Source organism: Kitasatospora sp. NPDC048407, assembly GCF_043200475.1.
Taxonomy (GTDB): domain Bacteria; phylum Actinomycetota; class Actinomycetes; order Streptomycetales; family Streptomycetaceae; genus Kitasatospora.
On record NZ_JBICXW010000004.1, the window covers coordinates 265,480 to 290,659 of the forward strand.

At 71.3% G+C, this 25,180-nt stretch carries 14 protein-coding genes; 8 read left to right on the forward strand and 6 right to left on the reverse strand.

Annotated elements, in window-relative coordinates; translation table 11 throughout:
* Positions 1-8: 8 nt before the first annotated feature.
* The 3 genes from ACGFWJ_RS11365 to panB form a co-directional block, all read right to left on the reverse strand.
* Positions 9-839, reverse strand: coding sequence for an ABC transporter permease (locus ACGFWJ_RS11365; protein ID WP_392947762.1), 831 nt, complete (start codon positions 837-839; stop codon positions 9-11).
* Positions 836-1,816: an ATP-binding cassette domain-containing protein gene (locus ACGFWJ_RS11370; RefSeq protein ID WP_392947764.1), complete on the reverse strand. Its 981-nt coding sequence runs from the start codon at positions 1,814-1,816 to the stop codon at positions 836-838. Before ACGFWJ_RS11370 ends, ACGFWJ_RS11365 begins: the two co-directional genes overlap by 4 nt.
* A gap of 233 nt (positions 1,817-2,049) precedes the next feature.
* On the reverse strand, positions 2,050-2,919 hold the full coding sequence (panB, locus tag ACGFWJ_RS11375; protein WP_387643424.1) for a 3-methyl-2-oxobutanoate hydroxymethyltransferase: 870 nt from the start codon (positions 2,917-2,919) through the stop codon (positions 2,050-2,052).
* 213 nt (positions 2,920-3,132) lie between these two features.
* Between panB and ACGFWJ_RS11380 the strand changes: the two genes are divergently transcribed.
* From ACGFWJ_RS11380 to ACGFWJ_RS11390, 3 genes are all read left to right on the forward strand, one after another.
* On the forward strand, positions 3,133-4,746 hold the full coding sequence (locus tag ACGFWJ_RS11380) for an MFS transporter (protein WP_392947767.1): 1,614 nt from the start codon (positions 3,133-3,135) through the stop codon (positions 4,744-4,746).
* A 23-nt stretch (positions 4,747-4,769) separates the two neighbouring features.
* The gene (locus tag ACGFWJ_RS11385; RefSeq protein ID WP_387643428.1) at positions 4,770-5,411 is read left to right on the forward strand and encodes a TetR/AcrR family transcriptional regulator; all 642 of its coding nucleotides are present in this window, start codon (positions 4,770-4,772) and stop codon (positions 5,409-5,411) included.
* A 130-nt stretch (positions 5,412-5,541) separates the two neighbouring features.
* Positions 5,542-6,540 carry an endonuclease/exonuclease/phosphatase family protein gene (locus ACGFWJ_RS11390; RefSeq protein WP_392947769.1) on the forward strand — a complete coding sequence of 333 codons (999 nt, stop codon included), beginning with the start codon at positions 5,542-5,544 and terminating at the stop codon, positions 6,538-6,540.
* Here ACGFWJ_RS11390 and ACGFWJ_RS11395 read toward each other — a convergent pair.
* Together ACGFWJ_RS11395 and ACGFWJ_RS11400 are read right to left on the reverse strand one after the other, a co-directional pair.
* Positions 6,537-7,340 (reverse strand): putative protein N(5)-glutamine methyltransferase, encoded by an 804-nt coding sequence (locus ACGFWJ_RS11395; RefSeq protein ID WP_392947771.1) that lies wholly within the window; start codon positions 7,338-7,340, stop codon positions 6,537-6,539. The genes ACGFWJ_RS11390 and ACGFWJ_RS11395 overlap by 4 nt on opposite strands.
* 183 nt (positions 7,341-7,523) lie before the next feature.
* Positions 7,524-9,269, reverse strand: coding sequence for an NAD+ synthase (locus tag ACGFWJ_RS11400; protein ID WP_392947774.1), 1,746 nt, complete (start codon positions 9,267-9,269; stop codon positions 7,524-7,526).
* A 214-nt stretch (positions 9,270-9,483) separates the two neighbouring features.
* On the opposite strand from ACGFWJ_RS11400, the gene glnA reads away from it, so the two are divergent.
* The 4 genes from glnA to ACGFWJ_RS11420 all read left to right on the forward strand — a co-directional run bounded on the left by glnA (position 9,484) and on the right by ACGFWJ_RS11420 (position 18,292).
* Positions 9,484-10,845 carry a type I glutamate--ammonia ligase gene (gene glnA, locus ACGFWJ_RS11405; RefSeq protein ID WP_392947777.1) on the forward strand — a complete coding sequence of 454 codons (1,362 nt, stop codon included), beginning with the start codon at positions 9,484-9,486 and terminating at the stop codon, positions 10,843-10,845.
* Positions 10,846-10,953: 108 nt separating this feature from the next.
* Complete coding sequence (locus ACGFWJ_RS11410) at positions 10,954-11,163, forward strand: dehydrogenase (RefSeq protein ID WP_392947780.1); 210 nt, start codon at positions 10,954-10,956, stop codon at positions 11,161-11,163.
* Positions 11,164-11,367: 204 nt separating this feature from the next.
* On the forward strand, positions 11,368-15,042 hold the full coding sequence (locus tag ACGFWJ_RS11415; RefSeq protein ID WP_392947783.1) for a tetratricopeptide repeat protein: 3,675 nt from the start codon (positions 11,368-11,370) through the stop codon (positions 15,040-15,042).
* Positions 15,043-15,250: 208 nt separating this feature from the next.
* Positions 15,251-18,292 carry a bifunctional [glutamine synthetase] adenylyltransferase/[glutamine synthetase]-adenylyl-L-tyrosine phosphorylase gene (locus ACGFWJ_RS11420; protein ID WP_392947786.1) on the forward strand — a complete coding sequence of 1,014 codons (3,042 nt, stop codon included), beginning with the start codon at positions 15,251-15,253 and terminating at the stop codon, positions 18,290-18,292.
* Positions 18,293-18,343: 51 nt separating this feature from the next.
* On the opposite strand, the gene ACGFWJ_RS11425 is transcribed toward ACGFWJ_RS11420, so the two are convergent.
* Positions 18,344-19,291 carry a phosphatase PAP2 family protein gene (locus ACGFWJ_RS11425; protein ID WP_392947790.1) on the reverse strand — a complete coding sequence of 316 codons (948 nt, stop codon included), beginning with the start codon at positions 19,289-19,291 and terminating at the stop codon, positions 18,344-18,346.
* A 305-nt stretch (positions 19,292-19,596) separates the two neighbouring features.
* On the opposite strand from ACGFWJ_RS11425, the gene pulA reads away from it, so the two are divergent.
* Positions 19,597-25,128 (forward strand): pullulanase-type alpha-1,6-glucosidase, encoded by a 5,532-nt coding sequence (gene pulA / locus ACGFWJ_RS11430; RefSeq protein WP_392947792.1) that lies wholly within the window; start codon positions 19,597-19,599, stop codon positions 25,126-25,128.
* Positions 25,129-25,180: the final 52 nt, after the last annotated feature.

The window sequence follows — 25,180 nt, forward strand, 5'->3', positions numbered from 1 at the left end:
CCCGGCGTTCAGGTGCGCTTGCGGAAGCGGGCCACCGCCAGCGGCGCCGTCAGCGCGGTGATCGCCGCCGACCAGATCAGCACCGTCACCACCGAGTTGCCGACCGCGCCGCCGTTGATCAGCGCCCGGCAGGCGTCCGCCAGCGCCGACAGCGGATTGTGCTTGGTGAACGCCTGCAACCAGCCCGGCATGGTGCTGGGATTGGCGAAGATCGAGCTGCCGAACTGCAGCGGCATCATCACCAGCATCGCCATGCCCTGCACCGCCTGGGCACTGCGCATCGCCATGCCCAGCAGCATCGACACCCACATCAGCGAGGCGCCGAACACCAGCGACAGACCGACTGCGGCCAGCAGCGCCAGCGGGCCGCCCTTGACCTCCAGACCGAGGATCAGCGCGAAACCGATCAGCACCACGAACGCGACGACCGCCCGCAGCGTCTCCGCGATCATCTTCGACAGCAGCACCGCCGAACGCCCGATCGGCAGGGTGCGGAAACGGTCCATCACACCGGTCTGGAAGTCGGTGTTCAGGCCGGTGCCCAGCGCCATCGCCAGGTTCAGGCCGGTGGTGCCGAGCAGGCCGGGCACCATGTACTGCATGTACTCGTGCTGGTTGGAGGCCATCGCGCCGCCGAACACGTAGACGAACAGCAGGATCATGATGACCGGTACCAGCAGGGCGTCCAGCATGGACTCCGGGTCGGCCTTGATCCGCATCAGGTTCCGGCGGGTCAGCGCACCCAGGTGGCGCAGGTTCGAGCGCAGGCCGATCCGAGTGTCGTCGGCGGACCGCACGGACGCGGCGGCCGGGGCGGGGCTCAGGGTGGCGGTGCTCATGCGACGGGCTCCTTGTCACGGGCCGGGGCGGGGACGGACGGCTTGCCGGTGATGGACAGGAAGACCTCGTCCAGGCTCGGCAGCTTGGTGTCGATACCGGCGATCCCGAACCCTCGGGTGCCCAACACGCCTATCACTGTGGTCAGTTGGCCCTCGTCGATGAGGTGCACCGCGAGCAGGCCGGAGTCTTCGGCGAAGGTCGCCGGGATCCCGGCATCCCGCAGAACACGGGCCATCTCCGGCAGCTCCGCCGGCCGCAGCGGGCGCACCTGCAGGCTCTGACCGCCGACCTGGGTCTTCAGCTCCTGGACGCCGCCACTGGCGATCACCCGGCCCTTGTCGATCACGGTCAGCGCGTCGGCGAGCTGCTCCGCCTCCTCCATGTACTGGGTGGTCAACAGCACCGTCGACCCCTCACCGACCATCCGCCGCACCTCGTCCCACACCTCGTTGCGGGTCCGCGGATCCAGGCCGGTGGTGGGCTCGTCCAGGTACAGCACCTTCGGGCGGCCGATCATCGACGCCGCGAGGTCGAGGCGGCGCCGCATCCCACCCGAATAGCCCTTCGCCGGGCGCTTGGCGGCCTCCGTGAGCGAGAACCGCTCCAGCAGCTCGGCCGCCCGGGCCTTGGCGTCCTTGGCTGACAGATCCAGCAGACGCCCGATCAGGTACAGGTTCTCGTAGCCCGACAGCAGCTCGTCCACCGACGCGTACTGGCCGGTCAGCCCGATCGTCCGCCGCAACTGCTTCGGCTGCCGCAACACGTCGAACCCACCCACGAACGCCGTGCCCGCATCCGGCTTGATCAACGTCGACAGCACCCGCACCAGCGTGGTCTTCCCGGCCCCGTTCGGCCCGAGCAGCCCCAGCACCGTCCCCTCGCGCACCGTCAGATCGACCCCGTCCAGGGCCTTCGTCTCCCCGTAGTGCTTCACAATGCCGTGGACCTCCACGGCGTTCCCCGTGTTTCGTATCATGGGAACACCGTGCCGGGGCCGGCTGTCACGGGGCTGTCAGCCCGCTGTCAGGCAGACGGTTGTGATGACAGGGGCGCGGGGAACTGCGCGACAAGCGCAAAGCCCGTCCGCAAGGTCGCGATCAAGTGCAGGTCATTGTCCTGCGTCGCGATCTTGCGGTGGAGGGCTTCCGCCTCGCGCAGTTCCCCGCGCCCCTGGTTGTGCTCTCCCTGGTTGTCTCTCCCCGGCTCGCCTTACTGGAAGCTGTGCTCCGGGCCCGGGAAGGTGCCCTCGCGGACGTCCGAGGCGAACTCGCTCGCCGCCTGCGCCAGCGTCGCGCGCAGGTTGGCGTACTGCTTGACGAACTTGGGGACGCGGCCGGCCGTCATGCCGGCGAAGTCGGTCCAGACGAGGACCTGGGCGTCGGTGCCGGGGCCGCCGCCGATGCCGACGGTCGGGATCGCGGAGTGGGTGGTGACCTCGGCGGCGAGTTCGGCGGGGACGGCTTCGAGGACGACGGAGAACGCGCCGGCCTGCTGGACGGCCTTCGCGTCGCGGAGCAGCTGGTGGGCGGCCTCGTCGCCGCGGCCCTGGACGGGGTAACCGCCGTAGGCGTGCACGGACTGCGGGGTGAGGCCGATGTGGGCCATCACGGGGATGCCGGCCTCGACGAGGAGTTCGATGGTGCGGGCGCTGCGTTCGCCGCCTTCGAGCTTGACGGCGTGGACGCCGGCCTCCTTCATCAGGCGGGCCGCGTTGTGCATGGCCTGGGCGGGGGACTCCTGGTAGGAGCCGAAGGGCAGGTCGGCGACGATCAGGGCGCGCTGGGTGCCGCGGACGACGGCGGCGGAGAGCATCACCATCTGGTCCATGGTCACCGGCACGGTGGTCTCGTAGCCGAGGTGGCAGTTGCCGGCGGAGTCGCCGACGAGCAGGACGGGGATGCCGGCTTCGTCGAAGACGCCGGCGGTGAGGGCGTCGTAGGCGGTGAGCATGGCCCACCGTTCGCCGTTGCGCTTGGCCTTGGCGAGGTCCCGGACGGTGACCCGCCGGTTGGTGACCCCGCCGTAGAGGGTGGCGGGCGCGTCCTGCGGCTGGGCAGGCTGAAGCGGAGAGGCGTTCATTGAACAGACTCCTGGTGTGTGTCGTCTCGTGGCGCCGTGCGGCGTCCCCGGATCTGGCTCCATGCTTGCATGCCACGGGCCGTCAGCAAAGGGGCGGGAGTCCTGCCGTCCCCGGCCGTTCGGAGGGGTTCTTGGGGAGGTCTTTGCCGTACGGTGTCCCGACCGTTACGATACGGGACCGTCTCGTATCGAATAGGCGGCTAGTCTGCTCGTATGACCTCGCCGACCGCGCCGCCGGCACCTCGGGTGCCGGAAGCCGTACACCGCCGACGCTGGTGGATCCTGGGCACCCTGGTGCTCGCCCTGCTCGTCGTCGTGCTCGACAATTCGATCCTCAACGTGGCGATGAAGACCATCGCCACCCCCGCCCCGGTGGGCCTCGGCGCGAGCCAGAGCGACCTGGAATGGGCGATCAACTCCTACACGCTGGTCTTCGCCGGCCTGCTGTTCACCGCCGGCCTGCTGGGCGACCGGTTCGGCCGGAAGTGGACCCTGCTGTCCGGCATGGTGGTCTTCGGCCTCGGCTCGCTGCTGTCCGCCTTCGCCGCCAGCCCGGGCGAACTCATCGGCTACCGCGCGGTGATGGGCCTCGGCGGCGCGTTCGTGATGCCGGCGACGCTGGCCATCATCATGAACGTCTTCGAGCGGCACGAGCAGCCCAAGGCGATCGGCATCTGGGCCGGCGCGGTGGGCCTGGCGATCGCCATCGGCCCGATCACCGGCGGCCTGCTGATCGAGCACTTCTGGTGGGGCTCGGTGTTCCTGGTGAACGTCCCCATTGTGATCCTCGCGCTCGGCCTGATGGGCTGGCTGGTCCCGGACTCCAAGGACCCCAACCCGGGCAAGCTCGACCCGGTCGGCGTGCTGCTCTCGGTGGTCGGCCTGGTGGCGCTGATCTACGGCATCATCAAGGGCGGCGAACTCGCCGACTTCACCGCCCCCGAGGCGTGGGTGCCGACCCTGATCGGTGTGGTCGCGCTGGCCGCGTTCGTGCTGTTCGAGAAGCACACCAGCCACCCCGCGCTGGACGTCACCTGGTTCCGCAACAAGGTGTTCTCCGCGTCGATCGGCGTGGTCGGCATCGTGTTCTTCGCGCTGATGGGCGTCTCGTTCTTCGGCGTGTTCTACATCCAGAGCGTGCGCGGCTACAGCGCCCTGCAGGCCGGTGAGCTGATGCTGCCGCTGGCCGTCGCCCAGCTGATCTTCGCGCCCCGGGCCCGGCTGGTGGTCGACCGGATCGGCGTCCGGCTGACCTGCGCCGGCGGCATGCTGCTGGTCACCGTCGGCTTCCTCGGCTACGCGTTCCTGACCGCGACCAGCCCGATCTGGCTGCTGATCGTGCTCGGCTTCGTGATGGGCACCGGCATGGCGCACGTGATGCCGCCGGTGACGGTCGCCATCATGGGCGCGCTGCCGCGCGAGAAGGCCGGCGCGGGCTCCGCGCTGAACAACACCTTCCGCCAGGTCGGCGGCTCGCTGGGCATCGCGGTGCTGGGCGCGCTGCTGTCCACCGTGTACCGCAACGGCATGGAGGACCACCTCGGCACCGTGCCGGAGCAGCTCCGCGACCGGGCCGGCGAGTCGATCGAGTCCACCCTCGGGACGGCCGAGAAGCTGCACCTGCCGGGCCTGGTCGACCCGGCGAAGGACGCGTTCATCCACGCCATGCACGTGGTCTCCGCGGTCTCGGCCGGCGTCACCGTGCTCGGCGCGGTGCTCGCGATGGCGCTGCTGCCCGGCAAGCTCCCCGCCGCCCCCGGCGGCCCGGCCGGCCGGGCCGACGCGCAGGGCAAGGCGGACTCCGGCGCGAGTCCAGCCAAGGTTTGATCGGCAGGGTGGAGAATAAGGCCATGACAAGCGCCGACACTCCGCTCAAGCCGTGCCACGGCCCCGCCGCGGAGCAGGACGCTCCGCGGCGGGGCCGCCCGCGCAGCGAGGCCGCCGAGCAGGCGATCTACGGCGCCGTCGAGAAGCTGATGGAGGACGGCGTCGGCCTGGCCGAGCTGTCCATGGAGCGGATCGCCGCCGAGGCGGGCGTCGGCAAGGCCACCATCTACCGGCGCTGGCCCAACAAGGAAGCCCTGCTGGTGGACGTGGTCGCCCGGCTGGAGGAGCCGATGCCCCCGCTGGCCGGCCCCACCTACCGCGACGACCTGATCAGCGCCGTCGACTACATGCGCCGGCGCGGCCTGATCAAGCGCTCCCGGTGGATCGTCAAGTCCGCGCTCGGGCAGATGAACAGCTGGCCCGAACTCAAGCAGACGTACCACGAACGGGTGGTCCATCCGCGCCGCGAACTGATCCGGCAGATCGTCCGCCGCGGCGTCGAGGCGGGCGAACTCCGCTCCGACGTGGACGTCGAGCTGCTCTGCGAGATGCTCATCGGACCGATCCTGCTGCGCACCGTCCTGTGGGACGACGCACCGCTGGAGGACCCCGACCTGCCCCGCCAGATGATCGACGCCGTCCTGGAGGGCATCGCCGCCCGTTAGATCGGCCTGGGCGTGGAACTCCTCGCACACATTGTCGCGTCCCTCCCGTCATAGGCTGAGCCGAGAATCGGATCGGAGCAGATCGGGCGGGTCGGCAGGGAGTCGACGGACACGGCGGCAAGGAGCGGGCATGGTGCGGGCGGACGGCCCGGCGGTTGTGGCGGACGAGCAGGCGCCGACCTGGCGCGGCCGGCTGCGGCGCTGGTTCGACTGGCGGCGCGCCTGGCTGCTCACCGCGCTCGGCGCACTGCTCACGGTGCTGCTGGTGACCCACGCCCAGCTGCCGAACCGGTTCGGCAACCTCGGCAGCCTGCTGGAGACCTTCCTGCCCTGGCTGGGCCTGGCGGTACCGGTGCTGCTGGTACTCGCCCTGTGGCGGCGTTCCGGCGTCGCCGTGGTGGCCGCGCTGCTGCCCGCCGCGGTGTGGCTGAACCTGTTCGGCGCGCTGCTGGTCGACAAGAGCAGCGGACCCGGCGACTTCACCGTGCTCACCCACAACGTGTCCGCCGCCAACGACGACACACAGGGCACCATCCGGATGCTCAACGGCTCCGGCGCGCAGATCGTCGCCCTGCAGGAGATCTCCGGCGCCGTCGCGCCCGTCTACGCCGCCGGGCTGGAGCAGGCGTACCCGTACCACGTGGTCAAGGGCACCGTCGGCCTGTGGTCCAGCTACCCGATCGACGACGTCACCGTGGTCGACCTCAAAATGGGCTGGACCCGGGCCTTCCGCGCCCAGGTCACCACCCCCAAGGGCCCGCTCGCCGTGTACGTCGCCCACCTGCCCTCGGTGCGGGTCAAGTTCGACAGCGGCTTCACCGCCGGCCGCCGCGACGTCAGCGCGCAGGCCCTCGGCGACGCCATCGAGCACGAGCCGCTGGGCAAGGTGCTGCTGCTCGGCGACCTCAACGGCACCATGAACGACCGCAGCCTCGCCCCCATCACCTCCCAGCTGCGCTCCGCCCAGGGCGCGGCCGGCGACGGCTTCGGCTTCTCCTGGCCGGCGTCCTTCCCGATGGCCCGGATCGACCAGATCCTCAGCAAGGGCGGGCTGGTCCCCACCGACTCCCGCACCCTGCCGGCGGACGCGAGCGACCACTTGGCGCTGACCGCCGCGTACAAGTACTAGGAGGGCCCGCCCGGACTGCTGCCGATCACCACGGTGGCGTCCCGCTCCTCGTCCTGCTCGATCCGGACCGTCAGGCCCTGGCGGGACATCAGTGCGGCCGTCGCCGGGGCCTGCCGTTCGCTGGTCTCGATCAGCAGGTGGCCGCCGGGAGCCAGCCAGCGCGGCGCGGCGGCCGCCACCCGGCGCTGCACTGCCAGGCCGTCGGCGCCGCCGTCCAGTGCCACCGGCGGCTCGTGGTCGCGGGCCTCCGGCGGGAGCAGCGGTATTTCGCCGGTCGGCACGTACGGGGCGTTGGCCACCAGCAGTCCGACCCGGGCGCGCAGGTCGGCGGGCAGCGGGGCGTCCAGGTCGCCCAGGTGCACCGCGCCGCCGTACGGGGCGAGGTTGCGGCGGGCGCACGCGACGGCGGCCGGGTCGACGTCGGCGGCGTGCAGCTCGACCCCGCCGAGCCGGGCGGCCAGCGCCGCGCCGATCGCGCCGGAGCCGCAGCACAGGTCCAGCACCACCGTGCCGGGCGCGCCCAGTGCGACGGCCCGTTCGACCAGGAACTCGCTGCGCCGGCGCGGCACGAACACACCCGGGGTCAGCGCGATGCGCAGCCCGGCGAACTCGGCGAAGCCCACCACCTGCTCCAACGGGTGCCCCGCGCACCGCAGTTCGAGCATCTCGGCGAGCCGGTCGGGGCGGTCGGCGGCGGACAGCAGCAGCCGGGCCTCGTCCTCGGCGAAGACACAGCCGGCCGCACGCAGCCGGTCGGTGACGTGGTCGGTCAGCTGGGCGGGGGAAAGGGGGAACGACACGGAGACCTCTCGGAAAGCCTTGCGGGCTCCCCGTCCGGTCAGGCCGCGGCCGGACGGCGGGGGAGCACCTCGACAACCTGCACGGTGATCTCTCCCACCTCCTTCGGCCGGCGCGCCGTCCATGATCGGGCGCGTATCGCGGCGCTCACCCTAACCCCTGCCGCCCGTCCTGTCAGCCCTTTGTCAGCCCTGTCGCCAGCGGTTGGTGATGGGCAGCCGGCGGTCGCGGCCGAAGTTCTTCGGCGAGACCTTCGGGCCCGGCGGGTACTGCCGGCGCTTGTACTCGGCCAGGTCGACCAGGCGCACCACCCGGTCCACCACCTCGGCCGGGAAGCCCTCGGCGACGATCGCGTCCCGCCCCTGGTCGCCCTCGACGTACCGGTCCAGGACGGCGTCCAGCAGGTCGTAGTCCGGCAGCGAGTCGGTGTCCACCTGGTCGGGGCGCAGCTCGGCGGACGGCGGCTTGCTGATGGTGTTCTCCGGGATCGGCGGCACCTCGCCGCGCGCCTCGGCCTGCGCGTTGCGCCAGCGGGCCAGCCGGAAGATCAGCGACTTGTAGACGTCCTTGATCGGGCCGTACGCGCCGACCGAGTCGCCGTACAACGTCGAGTAGCCGACCGCGAGTTCGCTCTTGTTGCCCGGGGCGAGGACGATCTGCCCCTCCTGGTTGGAGATCGCCATCAGCAGGGTGCCGCGCAGCCGGGACTGCAGGTTCTCCTCCGCCAGGCCGGTCAGCTCGGTGGCGCCCATGTAGGCGTCGAACATCGGGGCGATCGGGACGGTGCGGAAGTGCAGCCCGGTGCGGCGGGCCAGCTCGGCGGCGTCGTCGCGGGAGTGCTGCGAGGAGTAGCGCGAGGGCATCGAGACGCCGTACACGTGCTCCGCGCCGATCGCGTCCACCGCGATCGCCGCCACCAGCGCCGAGTCGATGCCGCCGGACAGGCCGATCAGCACCGAGCGCATGCCGTTCTTGCGGACGTACGCCCGGGTGCCCTCGACCAGCGCCGCGTACACCTCGGCCTCGTCGTCCAGCCGCTGGTTGATGTGGGGGGACTTGATCTCGGCGGGCGCGGGCTTCGGCTCGCCGCCCAGGTCGACCCGGGTCAGCCGCAGGCCGTCGGCGAGCACCGTGCCGTCGGGCAGGCCCGGCTCGGACGCGGCCGGCAGGTCGAGGTCCATGACCAGCAGCGCCTCCTCGAACTGCGGTCCGCGGGCCAGCAGTTCACCGTTCTCGTCGACCACCAGCGACTCGCCGTCGAAGACCAGCTCGTCCTGCGCGCCGACCATGTTCAGGTACACCAGCGGGCAACCGGCCTCGGCCGCACGGCGCTTGACCAGCTCCAGCCGGACGTCGTCCTTGTCCCGCTCGTACGGCGAACCGTTGATCGACAGCAGCAGCCCCGCGCCGGCCTGACCGGTCGCGGCGACCCGGCCGCCCTCCTGCCAGATGTCCTCGCAGATCGCCAGCGCGACGTCCACGCCGTGCAGCCGAAGGACCGTCAGCTGGTCGCCCGGCACGAAGTAGCGGTACTCGTCGAACACGCCGTAGTTCGGCAGGAAGTGCTTGGCGAACCTGGTCACCACCTCGCCGCCGCGCAGCACCGCCGCGCAGTTCTGCGGCTTGCCCGCGTACTTGCTGCCCGGCTCGCCCCGGCCCAGGTAGCCGACCAGCACCGGAGTGTCGCCCAGGCCCTCGGCCTGCAGCTTGGCCGCCAGGTCCACCAGGGCGGCGCGCGAGCCCTCCACGAAAGAGTTGCGGAACGCCAGGTCCTCGACCGGGTAGCCCGTGAGCACCATCTCCGGGAACGCGATCAGGTCCGCGCCGGACTCGGCGGCCCGCTTCGACCAGCGCAGCACCTCCTCGCTGTTGCGGGCGAGGTCACCGACCCAGGGGTCGATCTGGCACAGGGCGAGACGCAGATTCGGCATGCCCCTGAGTGTAATCGTCTAACTGACGTTATGTCGCGAGGGGTGGGTTGCCCGCACGGTCCGCGCGGTCGGCAAGCGGACCGGGATCCGCCATGATGGGTCACGGCGCGATGCGGTCCGACGCGGCGCGGTTCGGTGCGACGCATCCGGTTCGTCCGGTTCAGGGCGTGTCAGGCGTAACACGGGCGTAAAGAGCAGAGATGAGACTGTCCCCATGGGCAAGCAGCAGGAGTTCGTGCTTCGCGCACTCGAAGAGCGTGACATCCGGTTCGTCCGGCTGTGGTTCACCGACGTCCTCGGTTTCCTCAAGTCCGTGGCGGTCGCCCCCGCGGAACTGGAGCAGGCCTTCGAGGAGGGCATCGGCTTCGACGGCTCCGCGATCGAGGGCTTCGCCCGGGTGTACGAGTCCGACATGATCGCCAAGCCGGACCCGACCACGTTCCAGATACTGCCGTGGCGCTCCGAGAACCCCGGAACCGCCCGAATGTTCTGCGACATCCGGATGCCCGACGGTTCCCCGTCCTACGCCGACCCGCGCTACGTCCTCAAGCGCACCCTGAAGAAGGCCTCCGACCAGGGGTTCACCTTCTACACCCACCCCGAGATCGAATTCTTCCTCCTCAAGGACCTCCCCGGCGACGGCACCCCGCCCACCCCCGCCGACCAGTCCGGCTACTTCGACCACACCCCGCGCGGCATCGGCCACGACTTCCGCCGCCAGGCCATCACCATGCTCGAATCCATGGGCATCTCGGTCGAGTTCAGCCACCACGAGGGCGCCCCCGGCCAGCAGGAGATCGACCTCCGCTACGCCGACGCGCTCTCCACCGCCGACAACATCATGACCTTCCGCCTGGTCATGAAGGAGGTCGCGCTCGAACAGGGCGTCCACGCCAGCTTCATGCCCAAGCCGTTCTCCAACTTCCCCGGCTCCGGCATGCACACCCACGTCTCCCTCTTCGAGGGCGACCGCAACGCGTTCCACGAATCCGGCGCCGAGTACCAGCTCTCCAAGGTCGGCCGCTCCTTCATCGCCGGCCTGCTCAAGTACGCCGCCGAGACCGCCGCCGTCACCAACCAGTGGGTCAACTCCTACAAGCGCATCTGGGGCGGCTCCCAGCGCACCGCCGGCGCGGGCGGCGAAGCCCCCTCCTACATCTGCTGGGGCCACAACAACCGCTCCGCCCTCATCCGCGTCCCCATGTACAAGCCCGGCAAGCAGGGCTCCACCCGCATCGAGGTCCGCTCCCTCGACACCGGCTGCAACCCCTACCTCGCCTACGCCGTCACCCTCGCCGCCGGCCTCAAGGGCATCGAGGACAACCTCGAGCTCCCCCCCGGCGCCGACGACGACGTCTGGGCCCTGACGGATGGCGAACGCCGCGCCCTCGGCATCCAGCCCATGCCCCAGAACCTCGGCGAAGCGATCGACCTCATGCAGCGCAGCGAACTCGTCGCCGAGACGCTGGGCGAGCACGTCTTCGACTTCTTCTTGCGGAACAAGCGGCAGGAGTGGGAAGAGTACCGCTCCGAGGTCACGCCGTTCGAGCTGCGGAAGATCCTCCAGGTGCTGTAGCCGCGGGCATGGGGCCCCGGGCCGGTGGCGCGGTGCCGCCCGCCCGAGGCCCTTCGTACGGCCCGGGCGGGCCGATCGACGGTCCATCCGTGCGATACGGTGCGCGCCATGTCATCCGAGGAGAACCGGCCGAGCTGCCCCGAGTGCGATCGTCCGCTGTCGTTCGGCGCCATGGTGCTGTTCGAGCGCGAGGACGACGGGAAGCGGACCTGTCGCGGCGTGTGGGAGTGCGACCAGCGGCACGTCTGGTGGGGGTGGCTGGACCGGTCGGGTGAGCCGTTGGAGGCCTGCCCGTACCCCGACATCCTCCGTGACTGACCGCCGTCGACGGGGTAGTGGCGGGTTGTGTCGACAGTTGGTCGCGGGCGGTTCCAGTTGCTGGGCTGCCGCGCCGGGGAGCGATCTGGGGGCGGGCGTGGCCGGGGTGCGTGAATTGCGGGTGGTCGAGCAGGAGGCGATCGTGTTCCACGAATGCCGCGAGTCGCAGGCCGAGATGCAGCAGCGGGACGGCGGGTCGCCGAGGTGAGTGGCGGGCGGGGGCCTTCGCGGCAGGAGTTGATCCGGCGTCGGCGGCGGAGCGGCTTCGTCGGGCGGCGGAGTGAACTGGCTGCGTTCACCGAGGTGTTGGGGCAGGTGCCGGAGGACGCGGCGCAGTTCCTGTTCCATGTGCACGGGCCCGGCGGGGTGGGGAAGTCCACGCTGGTGCGGCAGATGGAGACGGCGGCGCGGGACGCACAGGCCGCGACCGGGTACGTGGACGAGGCGGTGGCCGATCCCGTCGAGGCGATGAAGGCGCTCGCCGGGCAGTTCGGGCAGCAGGGTGCGCCGATGAAGTCGCTGGAGCGGCTACTGAATACGTATCAGCAGCGGCGGCATGAGGCGGACGCCGGTCTGGTGGTGGCGGGGGAGAGCGCGTCCCCGTCTCCGGGAAGTGTGATCGCGTCGAGGGTCGGCCTGGTCGGGCTGGGGATGATCCCCGGGGTCGGAGCATTCACGGGGGCGTTGGACGCCAATCAAGTCGCTGCCGGCGCCGAGCAGTTGAAGGGCATGCTCAGCGCGCGGTTCCGTAGCCACGAGGACGTGCAGCTGGTGCTGTCGCCCGTCGAGGCGCTGGCGCCGGTATTCCTTCAGGAGCTGACGGAGATCGCGCAGCGGCGCAGCTGGGTGGTGTTGTTCTTCGACACCTACGAGCGCACCGGGCCGATGCTCGACACCTGGCTGCGGGACGTGCTGCTCAGCGACCGCTACGGCGAGTTGCCTGCGAACGTGCTGGTGGTGCTGGCCGGACAGGGGCGGCTGGACGCGCAGTGCTGGGGGGACTGGCTGGACCTGGTCGCGGATCTGCCGCTGGACGTGTTCACCGAGACCGAGGCGCGCCAGCTGCTGGCCGCCAAGGGCGTCACGGACGAGCACGTGATCGAGGTGGTGCTGCGGCTGTCCGGTCGGCTGCCGCTGCTGGTCTCCACTCTCGCCGAGTCGCAGCCGAGTGCGGCGGCCGAGGTCGGCGACCCGGTCGGCACAGCGGTCGAACGCTTCCTGAAGTGGGAGACCCAGCCTGAGCGGAGAGCGGCCGCGTTGGCCTGTGCGCTGCCGCAGGAGTTGGACGAGGACGTGTACCGGGCGGCCGTTGAGGACGAGGAGGCTCGGGAGCTGTTCGGGTGGCTGCGGTCGATGCCGTTCGTGATTGATCGGTCGGGGCGGTGTCACTACCACGAGGTGGTGCGGACGGCGATGCTGCGGCTTCAGCGGCAGCAGTCGCCGGTGCGGTGGCGGCGGCAGCACGAGCGGCTGGCGACGACGTTCGGCGAGTGGCGGGCTCAACTCGCCTGCGACGCAGAGGAGACGGGAGGCCGCTGGCGGGACGAACGCTGGTGCGGGTACCGCCTCCAGGAGACGTACCACCGGCTGTGCGCCGACCCCGACCGGGCGCTGCCGCTCGCGCTGCGGGAGTTGCTCGACGCCTGGAGCCACAGCACTGCGACGCTGCTCCGCTGGGTGCAGATGCTCGCCCGGGCAGGTCGGGACACGGGCACGGGGGAGCTCCAGGAGTGGGGTGATCGGCTGGTGGCGGCGATGGCCGAACCGGAGCCGGGGATCGCCGCGACGACGCTGCTGCTGTCGGGCAGGGTCCTCGACCGCCCGGGTCGGGCCGTGGCGTACCGGCGGCGCGGCATCGGACACCACGGGCAGGGCCGGCACGACCTCGCGCTGGCGGACTTCGACCGGTCGGTGACGCTCGACCCCGACCGGCCGGAGGCGCTGCACAGTCGCGGGCGCGCCCTGATCACGGCGGAGCGGTACGAGGAGGCGCTGGCCGATCTCGACCGGGCCGTCGAGCTGGATCCCGACTACGCCGTGGCCTTCGCCACCCGGGGGGAGGCCCGGCGTCTGACGGGACAGTACGAGGAGGCGCTGGCCGACTTCGACCGGGCCGTCGAGCTCGACCCCGGCCACGGCTGGGCCCTCGGGCGTCGCGGCGACACCCACCAGGAGTTGGGACGGCACGAGGAGGCGCTGGCGGACTACGACCGGGCCGTCGAGCTCGATCCGGACGACCGCCGGGCTCTCATCGGCCAGGGGCGGACCTACTGGAGGAGAGGGCGAACCGAGGAGGCGCTGGCCAGTTTCGGTCGAGCGATCGAGGTCGATCCCGAGGACCTCTTCTCCCTCACCGTCCGGGGCGAGATCCACCGGCAGTCGGGGCGGCCCGAGGTGGCGCTGGCCGACCTCGACCGGGCGATCGAGCTCGACCCGGAGTACGTCCTGGCCCTCAGCTTCAGGAGCCACGCCAACCGGGACCTGGGGCGTCACCAGGAGTCACTGAGGGATCTCGACCGGGCGGTCGAGCTCGATCCGGACAATGTGCTGGCCCTTGTCCACCGAGGTCTGACCTACCGGGAGCTGGGGCGGTTGGAGGAGGCGCTGGCCGACTTCGCCCGGGCGATCGAGATCGACGGCGAGTACGTGTGGGCCTTCCACGAACGGGGTGGGACCTACCAGGAGCTGGGCCGGTTCGAGGAGGCGTTGGCGGACTACGAGCGGGCCGTCGAGCTCGATCCCGGGGACGTGATGGCCCTCACCGCGCGCGGCGACACCTGCCGGGAGCTTGGGCGGCCCGAGGAGGCGTTGACCTCGTACGACCGGGCAGTGGAACTCGCCCCGCACTCCCAGTGGACGGTGCTGGCACGTACGTGGATGTACCGGGACCTGGGGCGTCATCAGGACGCGCTGGACGGTCTCGACCGGGCCATTCGGCTGATGCCCGAGGAGGCGGCGCTGTTCGTCGCCCGCGGCAGCCTCCACCAGGCGATGGGAGACCACCCGGAGGCGCTGGCCGACCTCGACCGGGCGCTCGCCCTCGAACCCGACGAGCCCAGGACTCTGGCGGCGCGTGGCCACCAGTACGTGGCGATGGGACAACACACGGAAGCGCTGGCCGACTTCGCCCGGGCCATGGAACTCGCCCCAGGAAGCGGCTGGGTGGTCGAGCAGCGGGGCAACGCCCACCTGGCGATGGGCAGGTACGACGAGGCGTTGGCGGACTACGACCGGGCGCTCGAACTCAATCCCGACCATGCGTTGCTCGCCGGTTCGCAGGGCTTCGCCCACCGGATGGCGGGCAGATTCGCCGAGGCCCTGACGGCGTACGACCGCGCGGTGCGACTCGATCCGGCCCACGGTGTGTTCCGGGGCGTCGTGTACCGGCTCCTCGGCCGGTACGACGAAGCGTTGGCCGACTGCGACCGGGCCGTCGAGGCCAGTCCGGCGGCCTGGCTGGTGGCGTCGCGAGGGCTGACGTACCGCCTGCTGGGCAGATACGCGGAGGCGTTGGCGGACCTCGACCGGGCGATCGAGGAGGAGCCGGAGAAGGGCTGGGTCCACTACGAGAAGGGGGTGGTCCTGCACGCGCTCGGCCGGTCCGAGGGGGATGCCTGCTTCGCACGTGCCGTCGAACTCCTCCGACCGGGCGGCACTGTCGCGACCCTGAGCAACCTGGTGCTCGCCCACACCGCCGCGTCCGATCCGGCCGAAGCCGCTCATGTGCTGGACGCGTTCCTGCAGGCCGCGCCGTCCGCCGGGCAGCTCGCCGAACTGCACATCGAACTCGGCACCCTGGTCCGGGTCATGCCGTCCGTCGCCGAGCATGCGGCCGCCCTCCGGCAGCGGCTGCTGGAGGCACGGGCAGCGCCGGGCTGAGTGCGCTCAGCGGCGCAGCTGCTCGCGGCGCCGGGCGGGTGCGGGCCACGGGGCATGGCGGCCGCCCTCGTAGAACAGCAGGTTTTCGCGAGCCGGACTTGATCAGGCGAGCAGCGTGGGGGACGGGCTGCCACGAGAGCGGCGAACGGTCCGGGGGCCCGCCTGGAACGTACGCTTCGGAGACGGGAGACGAACGGGAGGCGGAGCGGTGGAGGAACGGTCCGGGAGCCGGGTCAGTCGGCTGGAGACGCGACTGGTGCGGCGCGGGTTCTCCGACCCCGACCAGGCGGTGCGGTTGTTGGACGAGCCGGAGTTGAGCGGGCTCGCTGCTGATCCGGTGCTGTTGGACGCGTTGGGGGCGGCGGCCGATCCGGATCAGGCGCTGTTCGGGCTGGCGCGGTTGCTGGAGGCGCTGGATCCGCATGAGCGGCACACCTTGCGCGACACGCTCACCACGTCGAAGCCGCTGCGTGACCGGTTGCTGGGGGTGCTGGGGGCGTCGACGGCGCTCGGTGATCATCTGGCCCGGCATCCGCGGGACTGGCACGCGCTGGTCACGTTCGAGTTGCGCGACATCCACCCGGGGCGTGGGGATTTTCTCGGCGAGCTGGCCCGTCGCGTTCAGCCGGGGGAGGCGGGGGCGGCCGATGCGCTGCGGGCCGCGTACCGGCGCTGCCTGCTGACGATCGCCGCCCGCGACCTGTCCGGCACCACCGACCTGCCGCAGGCCGCCGCCGAGCTGGCCGACCTGGCAGGTGCCACGTTGCAGACCGCGCTGGACATCGCCGCCGCCGAGGATCCGGAGGCGGCCGCCGCGTGCCGGCTGGCGGTGATCGGGATGGGAAAGTGCGGCGGCCGGGAGCTGAACTATGTCTCGGATGTGGACGTGATCTTCGTGGCCGAGCCGCGGGACGGCGTGGACGAGCAGCGCGCGATGCAGGCCGCCACCCGCCTCGCCGCGCGGCTGATGCGGCTGTGCTCGGACACCACCGGCGAGGGCGTGATCTGGCCGGTGGACGCCAATCTGCGCCCGGAGGGCCGCAACGGTCCACTGGTGCGCACCCTGGCCAGCCACCTCGCGTACTACCGGCGGTGGGCCAAGACCTGGGAGTTCCAGGCGCTGCTGAAGGCCCGCCCGGTCGCCGGGGACGCCGAACTCGGCCGGGCGTACACCGAGGCGGTGGCCCCGCTGGTGTGGGAGGCCGCCGCCCGCGAGCACTTCGTCGCGGACGTCCAGCAGATGCGCCGCCGGGTGGTCGACACGATTCCGGCGGGCGAGCTGGAACGGCAGCTGAAACTCGGCCCGGGCGGGCTGCGGGACGTCGAGTTCGCCGTCCAGCTGCTGCAACTCGTGCACGGCCGGACCGACGAGGGCCTGCGCAGCGGCAACACCCTGGAAGCGCTTTCCGCGCTCTCCTCCGGGGGTTACGTCGGCCGCGCCGACGCCGCCTCGCTGGACGGCGCGTACCGCTTCCTGCGCACCCTCGAACACCGCATCCAGCTGCACCGGCTGCGCCGCACCCACCTGATGCCCACCGACCCGGCCGACCTGCGCCGACTGGCCCGCACCATGGCCCCGCTGATCAACGGCGACACCAGGGACGACCCCGTCACCGCCCTGCAACGGGAGTGGAAGCGGCACGCCGTCGAGGTGCGGCGGCTGCACGAGCGGCTGTTCTACCGTCCGCTCCTCGACGCCGTCGCCGAACTGCCCGTCGCCGAACTGCGGGTCACCCGCTCCGGCGCCGCCGGGCTCACCGCCGAAGCCGCCCGGCAGCGCCTCGCCGCACTCGGCTACGCCGACCCGGCCGCCGCGCTGCGGCACATCTCCGCACTCGCCTCCGGCGTCAGCCGCAAGGCAGCCATCCAGCGCACCCTGCTGCCGGTCCTGCTCGGCTGGTTCGCCGACTCCGCCGACCCGGACGCCGGCCTGCTCAACTTCCGGCAGGTCTCCGACGCGCTCGGCGGCACCCCCTGGTACCTGCGGCTGCTGCGCGACGAGGGCGCGGCCGCCGAACAGCTGGCCCGGGTGCTGTCGGCCGGGCGATTCGCCCCCGACCTGCTGCTGCGGGCACCCGAGGCGGTCGCGATGCTCGGGGACTCCAGCGGGTTGGCGCCGCGCGGCCGGGCCGCACTCGAGTCCGAGATCCTCGCCGCCGTCGGCCGCGCCGACAGCCCCTCGGCCGGGGTGGCGGCAGCACGGTCGGTACGCCGCCGCGAACTGTTCCGCACCGCCGCCGCCGACCTGCTCGGACGACTCGACGACGACCCCGCACAGGCGCTGGACGCCGCCGGCGAAGCCCTCACCTCGATCAACGCCGCCACCCTGCAGGGCGCGCTGCGCGCCGCGACCGCCGGCTGGGAGGCCCGCAACGGCGAACTGCCCACCCGGATCGCGGTCATCGGCATGGGCCGGTTCGGCGGCCACGAACTCGGCTACGGCTCCGACGCGGACGTGCTGTTCGTCCACGAGCCGCGACTGGGCGTCCTGGACGACGACGCGGCGGGCGCGGCGAAAGCCGTCATCGGCGAGATGCGGACCCTGCTCGCCGCGCCCTCGGTCGAACCCCCACTGGAGGTCGACGCGGACCTCCGCCCCGAGGGCCGCAACGGCCCGCTGGTGCGGACCCTCGCCTCCTACGCCGGCTACTACGCGCGCTGGTCGCACGCCTGGGAGAGCCAGGCGCTGCTACGGGCCGAACCGATGGCCGGCGACCTCGAACTCGGCGCACGCTTTCGGGATCTCATCGACCCGCTGCGCTACCCCGGCGGGGGCGTCTCCGAACGCGACCTGACGGAGATCCGCCGCATCAAGGCCCGGATCGAGGCCGAACGACTGCCCCGCGGCGCCGACCCCACCACCCACACGAAGATCGGCCGCGGCGGGCTGGCGGATGTGGAGTGGACGGTCCAGCTTCTCCAACTCCGGCACGGCCACGAGATCCCGGACCTGCGCACCACCCGGACCCGAGCCGCGCTCTCGGCCGCGACGGCGGCCGGCCTGGTGGAGCGGGAGGACGCGGAGGTGCTGGACGCCGCGTGGGTCCTGGCCTCGCGGGTACGGGCCGCCGTGATGCTGGTCCGGGGCCGGGCCGGGGACAGCTTCCCGGGCGACGCGAGGGAACTGGCGGGCGTCGCGCGCTACCTTGGCTACGGGGTCGGGCACTCCGGCGAGCTGCTGGACGACTACCGTCGGGTCACGCGGCGGGCGCGACACGCCGTCGAGCGGCTGTTTTACGGGGCGGAGTAGGGCGAACGCAGGCGGACCGCTCGCGCAAGTCTTCCTGCGCCCCTGGTTTCCCTAGGCAGAGACCTTGGTTTCCCAGGAGACCGGAACCGTCAGCGTGTGCTCCGCCGGGTCGTCCGGGTCGCGGGGGAGGCGGTAGACCCAGTTGTGGTAGATGAACCGGGCCGCGACGAAGCCGATGATCAGGCAGATCTCGCCGCCGACGGCGTCCAGCCAGAAGTGGTTGGCGGTGGAGATGATCACGCTGAGGGTGACGAGGGGGTAGGCGAGGCCGAGGACGCGGACCCAGGTGCGGCGGGCCAGGAAGAAGATGGTGAGGCCGCACCACATGGACCAGCCGATGTGCATGGAGGGCATGGCCGCGAACTGGTTGGAGACGTGTGCGCCGGCGCCGGAGGCCATGGAGCCCCAGGTCTGGTGGACGGTGACGGTGTCGACGAAGCCGGCGTCCATCAGGCGGGGTGGGGCGAGGGGGAAGAAGTAGAAGCCGAGCAGGGCGATGCCGGTGGTGACGAAGAGCACCGTGCGGGCGGCTGCGTAGCGGCCGGGGTGGGAGCGGTAGAGCCAGACCAGTACGCCGATGGTGACGATGAAGTGCAGGGTGGCGTAGTAGTAGTTCATTCCGACGATCAGCCAGGTCACCGAGTTCACGGCGTGGTTGATCGAGCGCTCGACGGCGATGCCGAGGGTGTGTTCGAGGTCCCAGATCCAGTTGGCGTGCTTGTGCGCTATCGCGGCCTGCTCGGGAACCGCGTTGCGGACCAGCGAGTACAGCCAGTAGCTGATGCCGATCAGGGCGAGTTCGAAGAACAGGTGCGGTCTGCGCGGGGCGCGTCGCTGCTCGCGCAGGCGGGCGCGGAGGCCGGCGGCGGGTGGCTGGGCGACGCGGGTGGCTCCGCCGGGCTTGTGGGCGGTGTGGTCCGTGCCCGGGTCGGAACCGTCGCGTGTGCTCCGCTCGGCGCGGTCGGCGCCGGGTGCGTGGATCTCGGTCGGTTCCCCCATGGAGGAGAAGTCTGCCAGAAGAGGTGTGGCCGCTTGCTCATCCTCTAGTCGGGGATTCTTCACCGACTGTCCCCCTACGGGGGTAGGGGTCGATCGGTTCTCGAGGCGCATGCGGTCCATTGTGGCGCGAGGGTTACCGGGGGTCGAACCGGGGTCTCGTTCGTGCGCGGATCCCAAGCGGGGCAGGTCACGACTCGATATGACTCCCGGCCGGAAGGGCTTTCGCATCTTGCTGAAACATCTTGCAGAGCGCTAGGTTCCACGCCACCCACCCTGCCCGAGCGCCCCAGAGGGAGAGCCCTGTCGTGGCCGACGCCCAAGCCCGTTCCCCGCGCCGCACCACCCCGTACCGCCGTCCCGGACGGGCCTCCGTCCTGGTGGCGGCCTCGCTGATCGCCGCGACGCTGGGCGCCGTGCCGCTCGCGTCGGCCGCGCCGCCGGCCCCGCCGGCCGCGCCGTCGGATGCGTCGCTGGCTTCGACCGCGGCCCGGCACGACCTGACCCGGGAGCAGTTCTACTTCGTGCTGCCGGACCGGTTCGCCAACGGCAGCACCGGCAACGACACCGGCGGGGTCACCGGCGGGCGGCTGGACAACGGCTTCGACCCGGCCGACAAGGGCTTCTACCACGGTGGCGACCTGCAAGGGCTGATCGACAGGCTGGACTACATCCAGGACCTCGGCACCACCGCGATCTGGATGGCGCCGATCTTCAAGAACAAGCCGGTGCAGGGCGCGGGGGCGGACGCATCCGCGGGCTACCACGGCTACTGGATCACCGACTTCACCCAGGTCGATCCGCACTTCGGCACCAACGCGCAGCTCAAGGAGCTGATCGACAAGGCGCACAAGCGCGGCCTCAAGGTCTTCTTCGACGTCATCACCAACCACACCGCAGACGTCATCGACTACGCGGAGGGCTCGTACGACTACCGCTCGACGGGCGCCTATCCGACGCTGGACGCCGACGGGAACCCGGTGGACGAGACGGCGGTCGCCGACGCCCGGGCGCAGTGGCCGGGCATCTCGAAGGACTCCTTCCCCTATACCCCGGTGTTCCGGACCCCGGCGGACACGAAGGCGAAGTCCCCGTCCTGGCTGAACGACCCGGCGCTCTACCACAACCGGGGCAACTCGACCTTCGTCGGCGAGTCCGCGACCGAGGGCGACTTCTCCGGCCTGGACGACCTGGACACCCAGAACCCGAAGGTCGTCGCGGGGATGGAGAAGATCTACCAGCAGTGGGTGGCCGACACCGGGGTGGACGGGTTCCGGATCGACACCGTCAAGCACGTGAACATGGCGTTCTGGGAGCAGTGGGCGCCGGCGCTGAAGCAGTTCGCGGCGCAGCAGGGGAACAAGAAGTTCTTCATGTTCGGCGAGGTGTACTCGGGCGACCCGGCGGTGACCTCGCCGTACGTCACCAAGGGCAAGCTGCAGGCGACGCTGGACTTCGCGTTCCAGGAGGCGGCCCGGAAGTACGTGTCGCAGAACGGTTCGGCGAAGGCGCTGAGCGAGCTGTACGCGCAGGACTACCGGTACACCACGGCCGACACCGACGCGTACGAGCTGCCGACCTTCCTCGGCAACCACGACATGGGCCGGTTCGGGTCGTTCCTGCGGAGCGACAACCCGGGGGCGTCGGACGAGGCGCTGCTGGGCAAGGACCGGCTGGCCAACGAGCTGCAGTTCCTGACCCGCGGGCAGCCGGTGGTCTACTACGGCGACGAGCAGGGCTTCACCGGCGCGGGCGGCGACAAGGACGCCCGGCAGGACATGTTCGCCTCGAGGACCCCCTCGTACAACAGCGACCCGGTGATCGGCGGCGACGCCGGTTCGAAGGACCGGTACGGCCGGGACGGGGCGCTGTACCGGGGGATCGCCGGGCTGGCGAAGCTGCGCAAGGACAACCCGGCGCTGGCCGACGGCGCGCAGGTGGAGCGGTACGCGGCGGACGGGCCGGGGGTGTACGCGTTCTCCCGGATCGACGCCAAGGACCAGGTGGAGTACCTGGTGGCGGTGAACAACGCGGCCGGGGCGAAGACCGTCACGCTGGACACCTTCTCCGCGGGCATGGACTTCGACGGCCTGTACGGGTTCCAGGGCAAGGTGAGCAGCGGCGCGGACGGCAAGGTGACGGTCACCGTCCCGGCGATGTCCTCGCTGGTGCTGAAGGCGAAGCACAAGCTGGCCAAGCCGGCGGCGGGTCCGTCGGTCACCGTGAACGCCCCCGCCGACGGTTCGTACGGGACGGTGGCGCTCGGCGCGAGCGTGCCCGGTGGCGGGTTCAACCGGGTGACGTTCGCCGCGCAGGTCGGCAACGGGCCGTGGCGGACGCTGGGCACCGCCGACAACGGGGTGTACCGCGTCACGCAGAACCTGGACGGCGTCGCGCCCGGCACCGTGGTGCGGTTCAAGGCCGTCGTGCAGGACTCGGCAGGCCGGCTGGCCTCCGCGAGCGGGCAGTTCACCACCGGACAGCAGGCGCCGGTGCCCGCGCCGAGCGCGGTGACGCGGCCGTACGCGGTGGTGCACTACCAGCGCCAGGACGGCAACTACGACGGCTGGAACCTGTACACCTGGGGCGACATCGCCGACGGCGAGGGCACCACCTGGCCGGACGGGCACGGCTTCGTCGGGCGGGACGCGTACGGCGCGTTCGCGTACGTGAAGCTGAAGGGCGGGGCGTCCGACGTCGGGTTCGTGGTGGAGAAGAACGGCACCAAGGACGTCGAGCAGGACCGGCACATCGACATCTCCGCCACCGGCGAGGTGTGGATCAAGGAGGGCGACCCGGCCGTCCGCACTGCCAACCCGGACGGGGCGCAGCCGGTGCCGGAGGGCAAGGCGGTCATCCACTACCGGCGCGCCGACGGCAACTACGACGGCTGGGGCCTGCACGATTGGACGGGCGCGGCCACCCCGACCGACTGGGGCAACCCGCTGATGCCGGCCCGCAAGGACGCGTTCGGCGCGGTGTTCGAGGTGCCGCTGGCGGCCGGGGCGAGCAGCCTCAGCTACATCATCCACAACGGCAACGACAAGGACCTGCCGCAGGACCAGTCGCTGAACTTCGCCACCTCCGGCCGCGAGGTGTGGATCATCGGCGGCCAGGAGGGCTACCTGCTGCCGCAGACCGCCGGCGCCTCCTCGCAGCTCGACCTGGGCTCCGCGAAGGCCCAGTGGATCGACGCGAAGACCGTCGTGGTGCCCGCCAACTACGGTGCGGCGGACGCCCAGTTGAAGGGCGGCACCAGCGCCCAGCTGATCTACGACCCGGCCGGCGGGCTGAGCGTCGAGCAGGGCGTGCTGTCCAAGCCCGGCCACTGGATCCGGCTCACCCCGGCGGCCGGCCTGACGGACGCCCAGAAGGCGAAGTTCCCGCACCTGTCCGGCTACCGGGCGTTCACCGTGGACGCGCGCGACGCCGGCCGGATCACCGCCGCGCTGCGCAGCCAGCTGGTCTTCGCCGAGCACCTGCCGAACGGCGCGGCGCTGGCCGCCACCGGCGTGCAGATCCCCGGCGTGCTGGACGACCTGTACGCGGGGAAGGCCGCGAAGGCCCAGCTCGGCCCGGTGTACACGGGCCCGGGCCGGGGCAACGGCAGCAACCGCCAGGTGACGCTCTCGCTGTGGGCGCCGACCGCGACCGAGGTGGCGGTGCAGCTGTTCGACAGGGCGAGCGGCGGCACCCCGAAGACCGTGCCGCTGAAGCGCGACGAGGCGTCGGGCGTGTGGTCGCTGACCAAGGACGCCAAGGAGCTGGACGGCAAGTACTACCTGTACCAGGTCAAGGTGTGGGCGCCGAGCGTGCGGAAGATGGTCACCAACACCGTCACCGACCCGTACTCGACCGCACTGGCCGCCGATTCCAAGCGCAGCCTGGTCGCCGACCTGTCGGCCGCCGCGACCAAGCCCAAGGGCTGGGACCAGCACCGCAGCCCGGCGGCGATCCCGGCCGTCAAGCAGCAGATCCAGGAACTGCACGTGCGGGACTTCTCGGCCGCCGACACCACCGTGCCGGCCGACGAGCGCGGCACCTACCTGGCGTTCACGCAGTCGAAGTCGGCGGGCATGCAGCACCTGAAGGAGCTCGCCGCGGCCGGGGTGACGACCATTCACCTGCTGCCGACCTTCGACATCGCCACCATCCGGGAGAACCGGGCCGACCAGAAGCTCCCCGCCTGCGACCTGGCCGCGCTGCCCGCCGATTCGAGCAAGCAGCAGGAGTGCGTGGCGGCGGTGAAGGCCGACGACGCCTACAACTGGGGCTACGACCCGCTGCACTACACCGTCCCCGAGGGCTCGTACGCCACTGACCCCACCGGTACGGCGCGCACCGTGCAGTTCCGCGAGATGGTGCAGGCGATGCACGACGCGGGCCTGCGGGTGGTGCTCGACGTGGTCTACAACCACACCGCGGCCGCCGGTCAGGACGAGCACTCGGTGCTGGACAAGGTCGTCCCCGGCTACTACCAGCGCCTCAGCGACAGCGGCAAGGTCACCACCGACTCGTGCTGCGCCGACACCGCGCCCGAGCACGCCATGATGAACAAGCTGGTGGTCGACTCGGTGCTCACCTGGGCCAGGCAGTACCGGGTGGACGGCTTCCGGTTCGACCTGATGGGCCTGGACCCGAAGTCCACCATGCTGGACGTGCGGTCCGCGCTCGGCGGGCTCACCCCGCAGCGGGACGGCGTGGACGGGAAGAACATCTTCCTCTACGGCGAGGGCTGGAACTTCGGCACCGTCGCGAACGACGCCCGGTTCGTCCAGGCCACCCAGGCCAACATGGCCGGGACGGGCATCGCCACCTTCAACGACCGGATCCGGGACGCCGGGCGGGGCGGCAACTACATGCTGTCCTCGGCCCCGCAGCAGGGCTTCGCCTCCGGCCTGTACACCGACCCGAACGGCTCGGCCGACAACGGCAGTTCGGCGGAGCAGAAGGACCGGCTGCTGCACCAGATGGACCAGATCAAGGTCGGTCTGACCGGCAACCTGGCCGGCTACGCGTTCACCGACTCCGCCGGAAAGTCCGTCACCGGCAAGGGAGTCGACTACAACGGCGCCCCGACCGGCTACGCGGCCAACCCCGGCGAGGCGGTGGAGTACCTGGACGCGCACGACAACGCCGACCTGTACGACGCGCTGGCGTTCAAGCTGCCGCAGGGCACCTCGCCCGCCGACCGGGCCCGGATGCAGGCGCTCGGCCTGTCGCTGACCGCGCTCGCCCAGGGCCCGGGCTTCGCCCAGGCCGGCAGCGACCTGCTGCGCTCCAAGTCGCTGGACGCCAACTCGTACGACTCCGGCGACTGGTTCAACGCCGTCAACTGGGACTGCAAGTTGGGCAACGGCTGGGGCCGCGGCCTGCCGATGGCGGCCGACAACCAGGAGATGTGGGCCCGCGACAAGCAGCTGCTGGCCGACCCGAAGCTGCGGATGGGCTGCAACGAGATGGGTGCCGGCACGGCGCTCTACCAGCAGTTCCTGAGGATCCGTCAGTCCTCGCCGCTGTTCTCGCTGGCGAGCACGGCCGAGGTGCAGCGCCGGCTGTCCTTCCCGCTGTCCGGCACCGCGGGGGAGAACCCGGGTGTGATCACCATGCACCTGGACGGGACGGGACTGCCGGGCGCCGAGAAGGGCCTCACGGTGGTCTTCAACGCCACCCCGACCGCACAGACCCAGACGGTGGCGGGCCTGCGCGGCACGGCGCAGGCGCTGCACCAGGTGCAGGCCTCGGGTACCGATCCGGTGGTCAGGCAGGCAGCCTTCGACGCGGCCTCGGGGACCTTCACGGTGCCGGGCCGGACGGTGGCGGTGTTCGTCCAGAAGTAACGGTTCCCTGCCGGTAACAGGGGTCTCACCTCCGGGTGGGGCCCCTTGCGGG

What these genes read in the sequence shown, in the direction of transcription:
- ACGFWJ_RS11410 (WP_392947780.1), top strand. Translation starts at nt 10,954, where the DNA reads ATGTCATCCGAGGAGAACCGGCCGAGCTGCCCCGAGTGCGATCGTCCG.
- glnA (WP_392947777.1), top strand. Translation starts at nt 9,484, where the DNA reads ATGGGCAAGCAGCAGGAGTTCGTGCTTCGCGCACTCGAAGAGCGTGAC.
- ACGFWJ_RS11370 (WP_392947764.1), bottom strand. Translation starts at nt 1,816, where the DNA reads ATGATACGAAACACGGGGAACGCCGTGGAGGTCCACGGCATTGTGAAG.
- ACGFWJ_RS11400 (WP_392947774.1), bottom strand. Translation starts at nt 9,269, where the DNA reads ATGCCGAATCTGCGTCTCGCCCTGTGCCAGATCGACCCCTGGGTCGGT.
- panB (WP_387643424.1), bottom strand. Translation starts at nt 2,919, where the DNA reads ATGAACGCCTCTCCGCTTCAGCCTGCCCAGCCGCAGGACGCGCCCGCC.
- ACGFWJ_RS11385 (WP_387643428.1), top strand. Translation starts at nt 4,770, where the DNA reads ATGACAAGCGCCGACACTCCGCTCAAGCCGTGCCACGGCCCCGCCGCG.
- ACGFWJ_RS11425 (WP_392947790.1), bottom strand. Translation starts at nt 19,291, where the DNA reads ATGGGGGAACCGACCGAGATCCACGCACCCGGCGCCGACCGCGCCGAG.
- ACGFWJ_RS11380 (WP_392947767.1), top strand. Translation starts at nt 3,133, where the DNA reads ATGACCTCGCCGACCGCGCCGCCGGCACCTCGGGTGCCGGAAGCCGTA.
- ACGFWJ_RS11390 (WP_392947769.1), top strand. Translation starts at nt 5,542, where the DNA reads ATGGTGCGGGCGGACGGCCCGGCGGTTGTGGCGGACGAGCAGGCGCCG.
- ACGFWJ_RS11365 (WP_392947762.1), bottom strand. Translation starts at nt 839, where the DNA reads ATGAGCACCGCCACCCTGAGCCCCGCCCCGGCCGCCGCGTCCGTGCGG.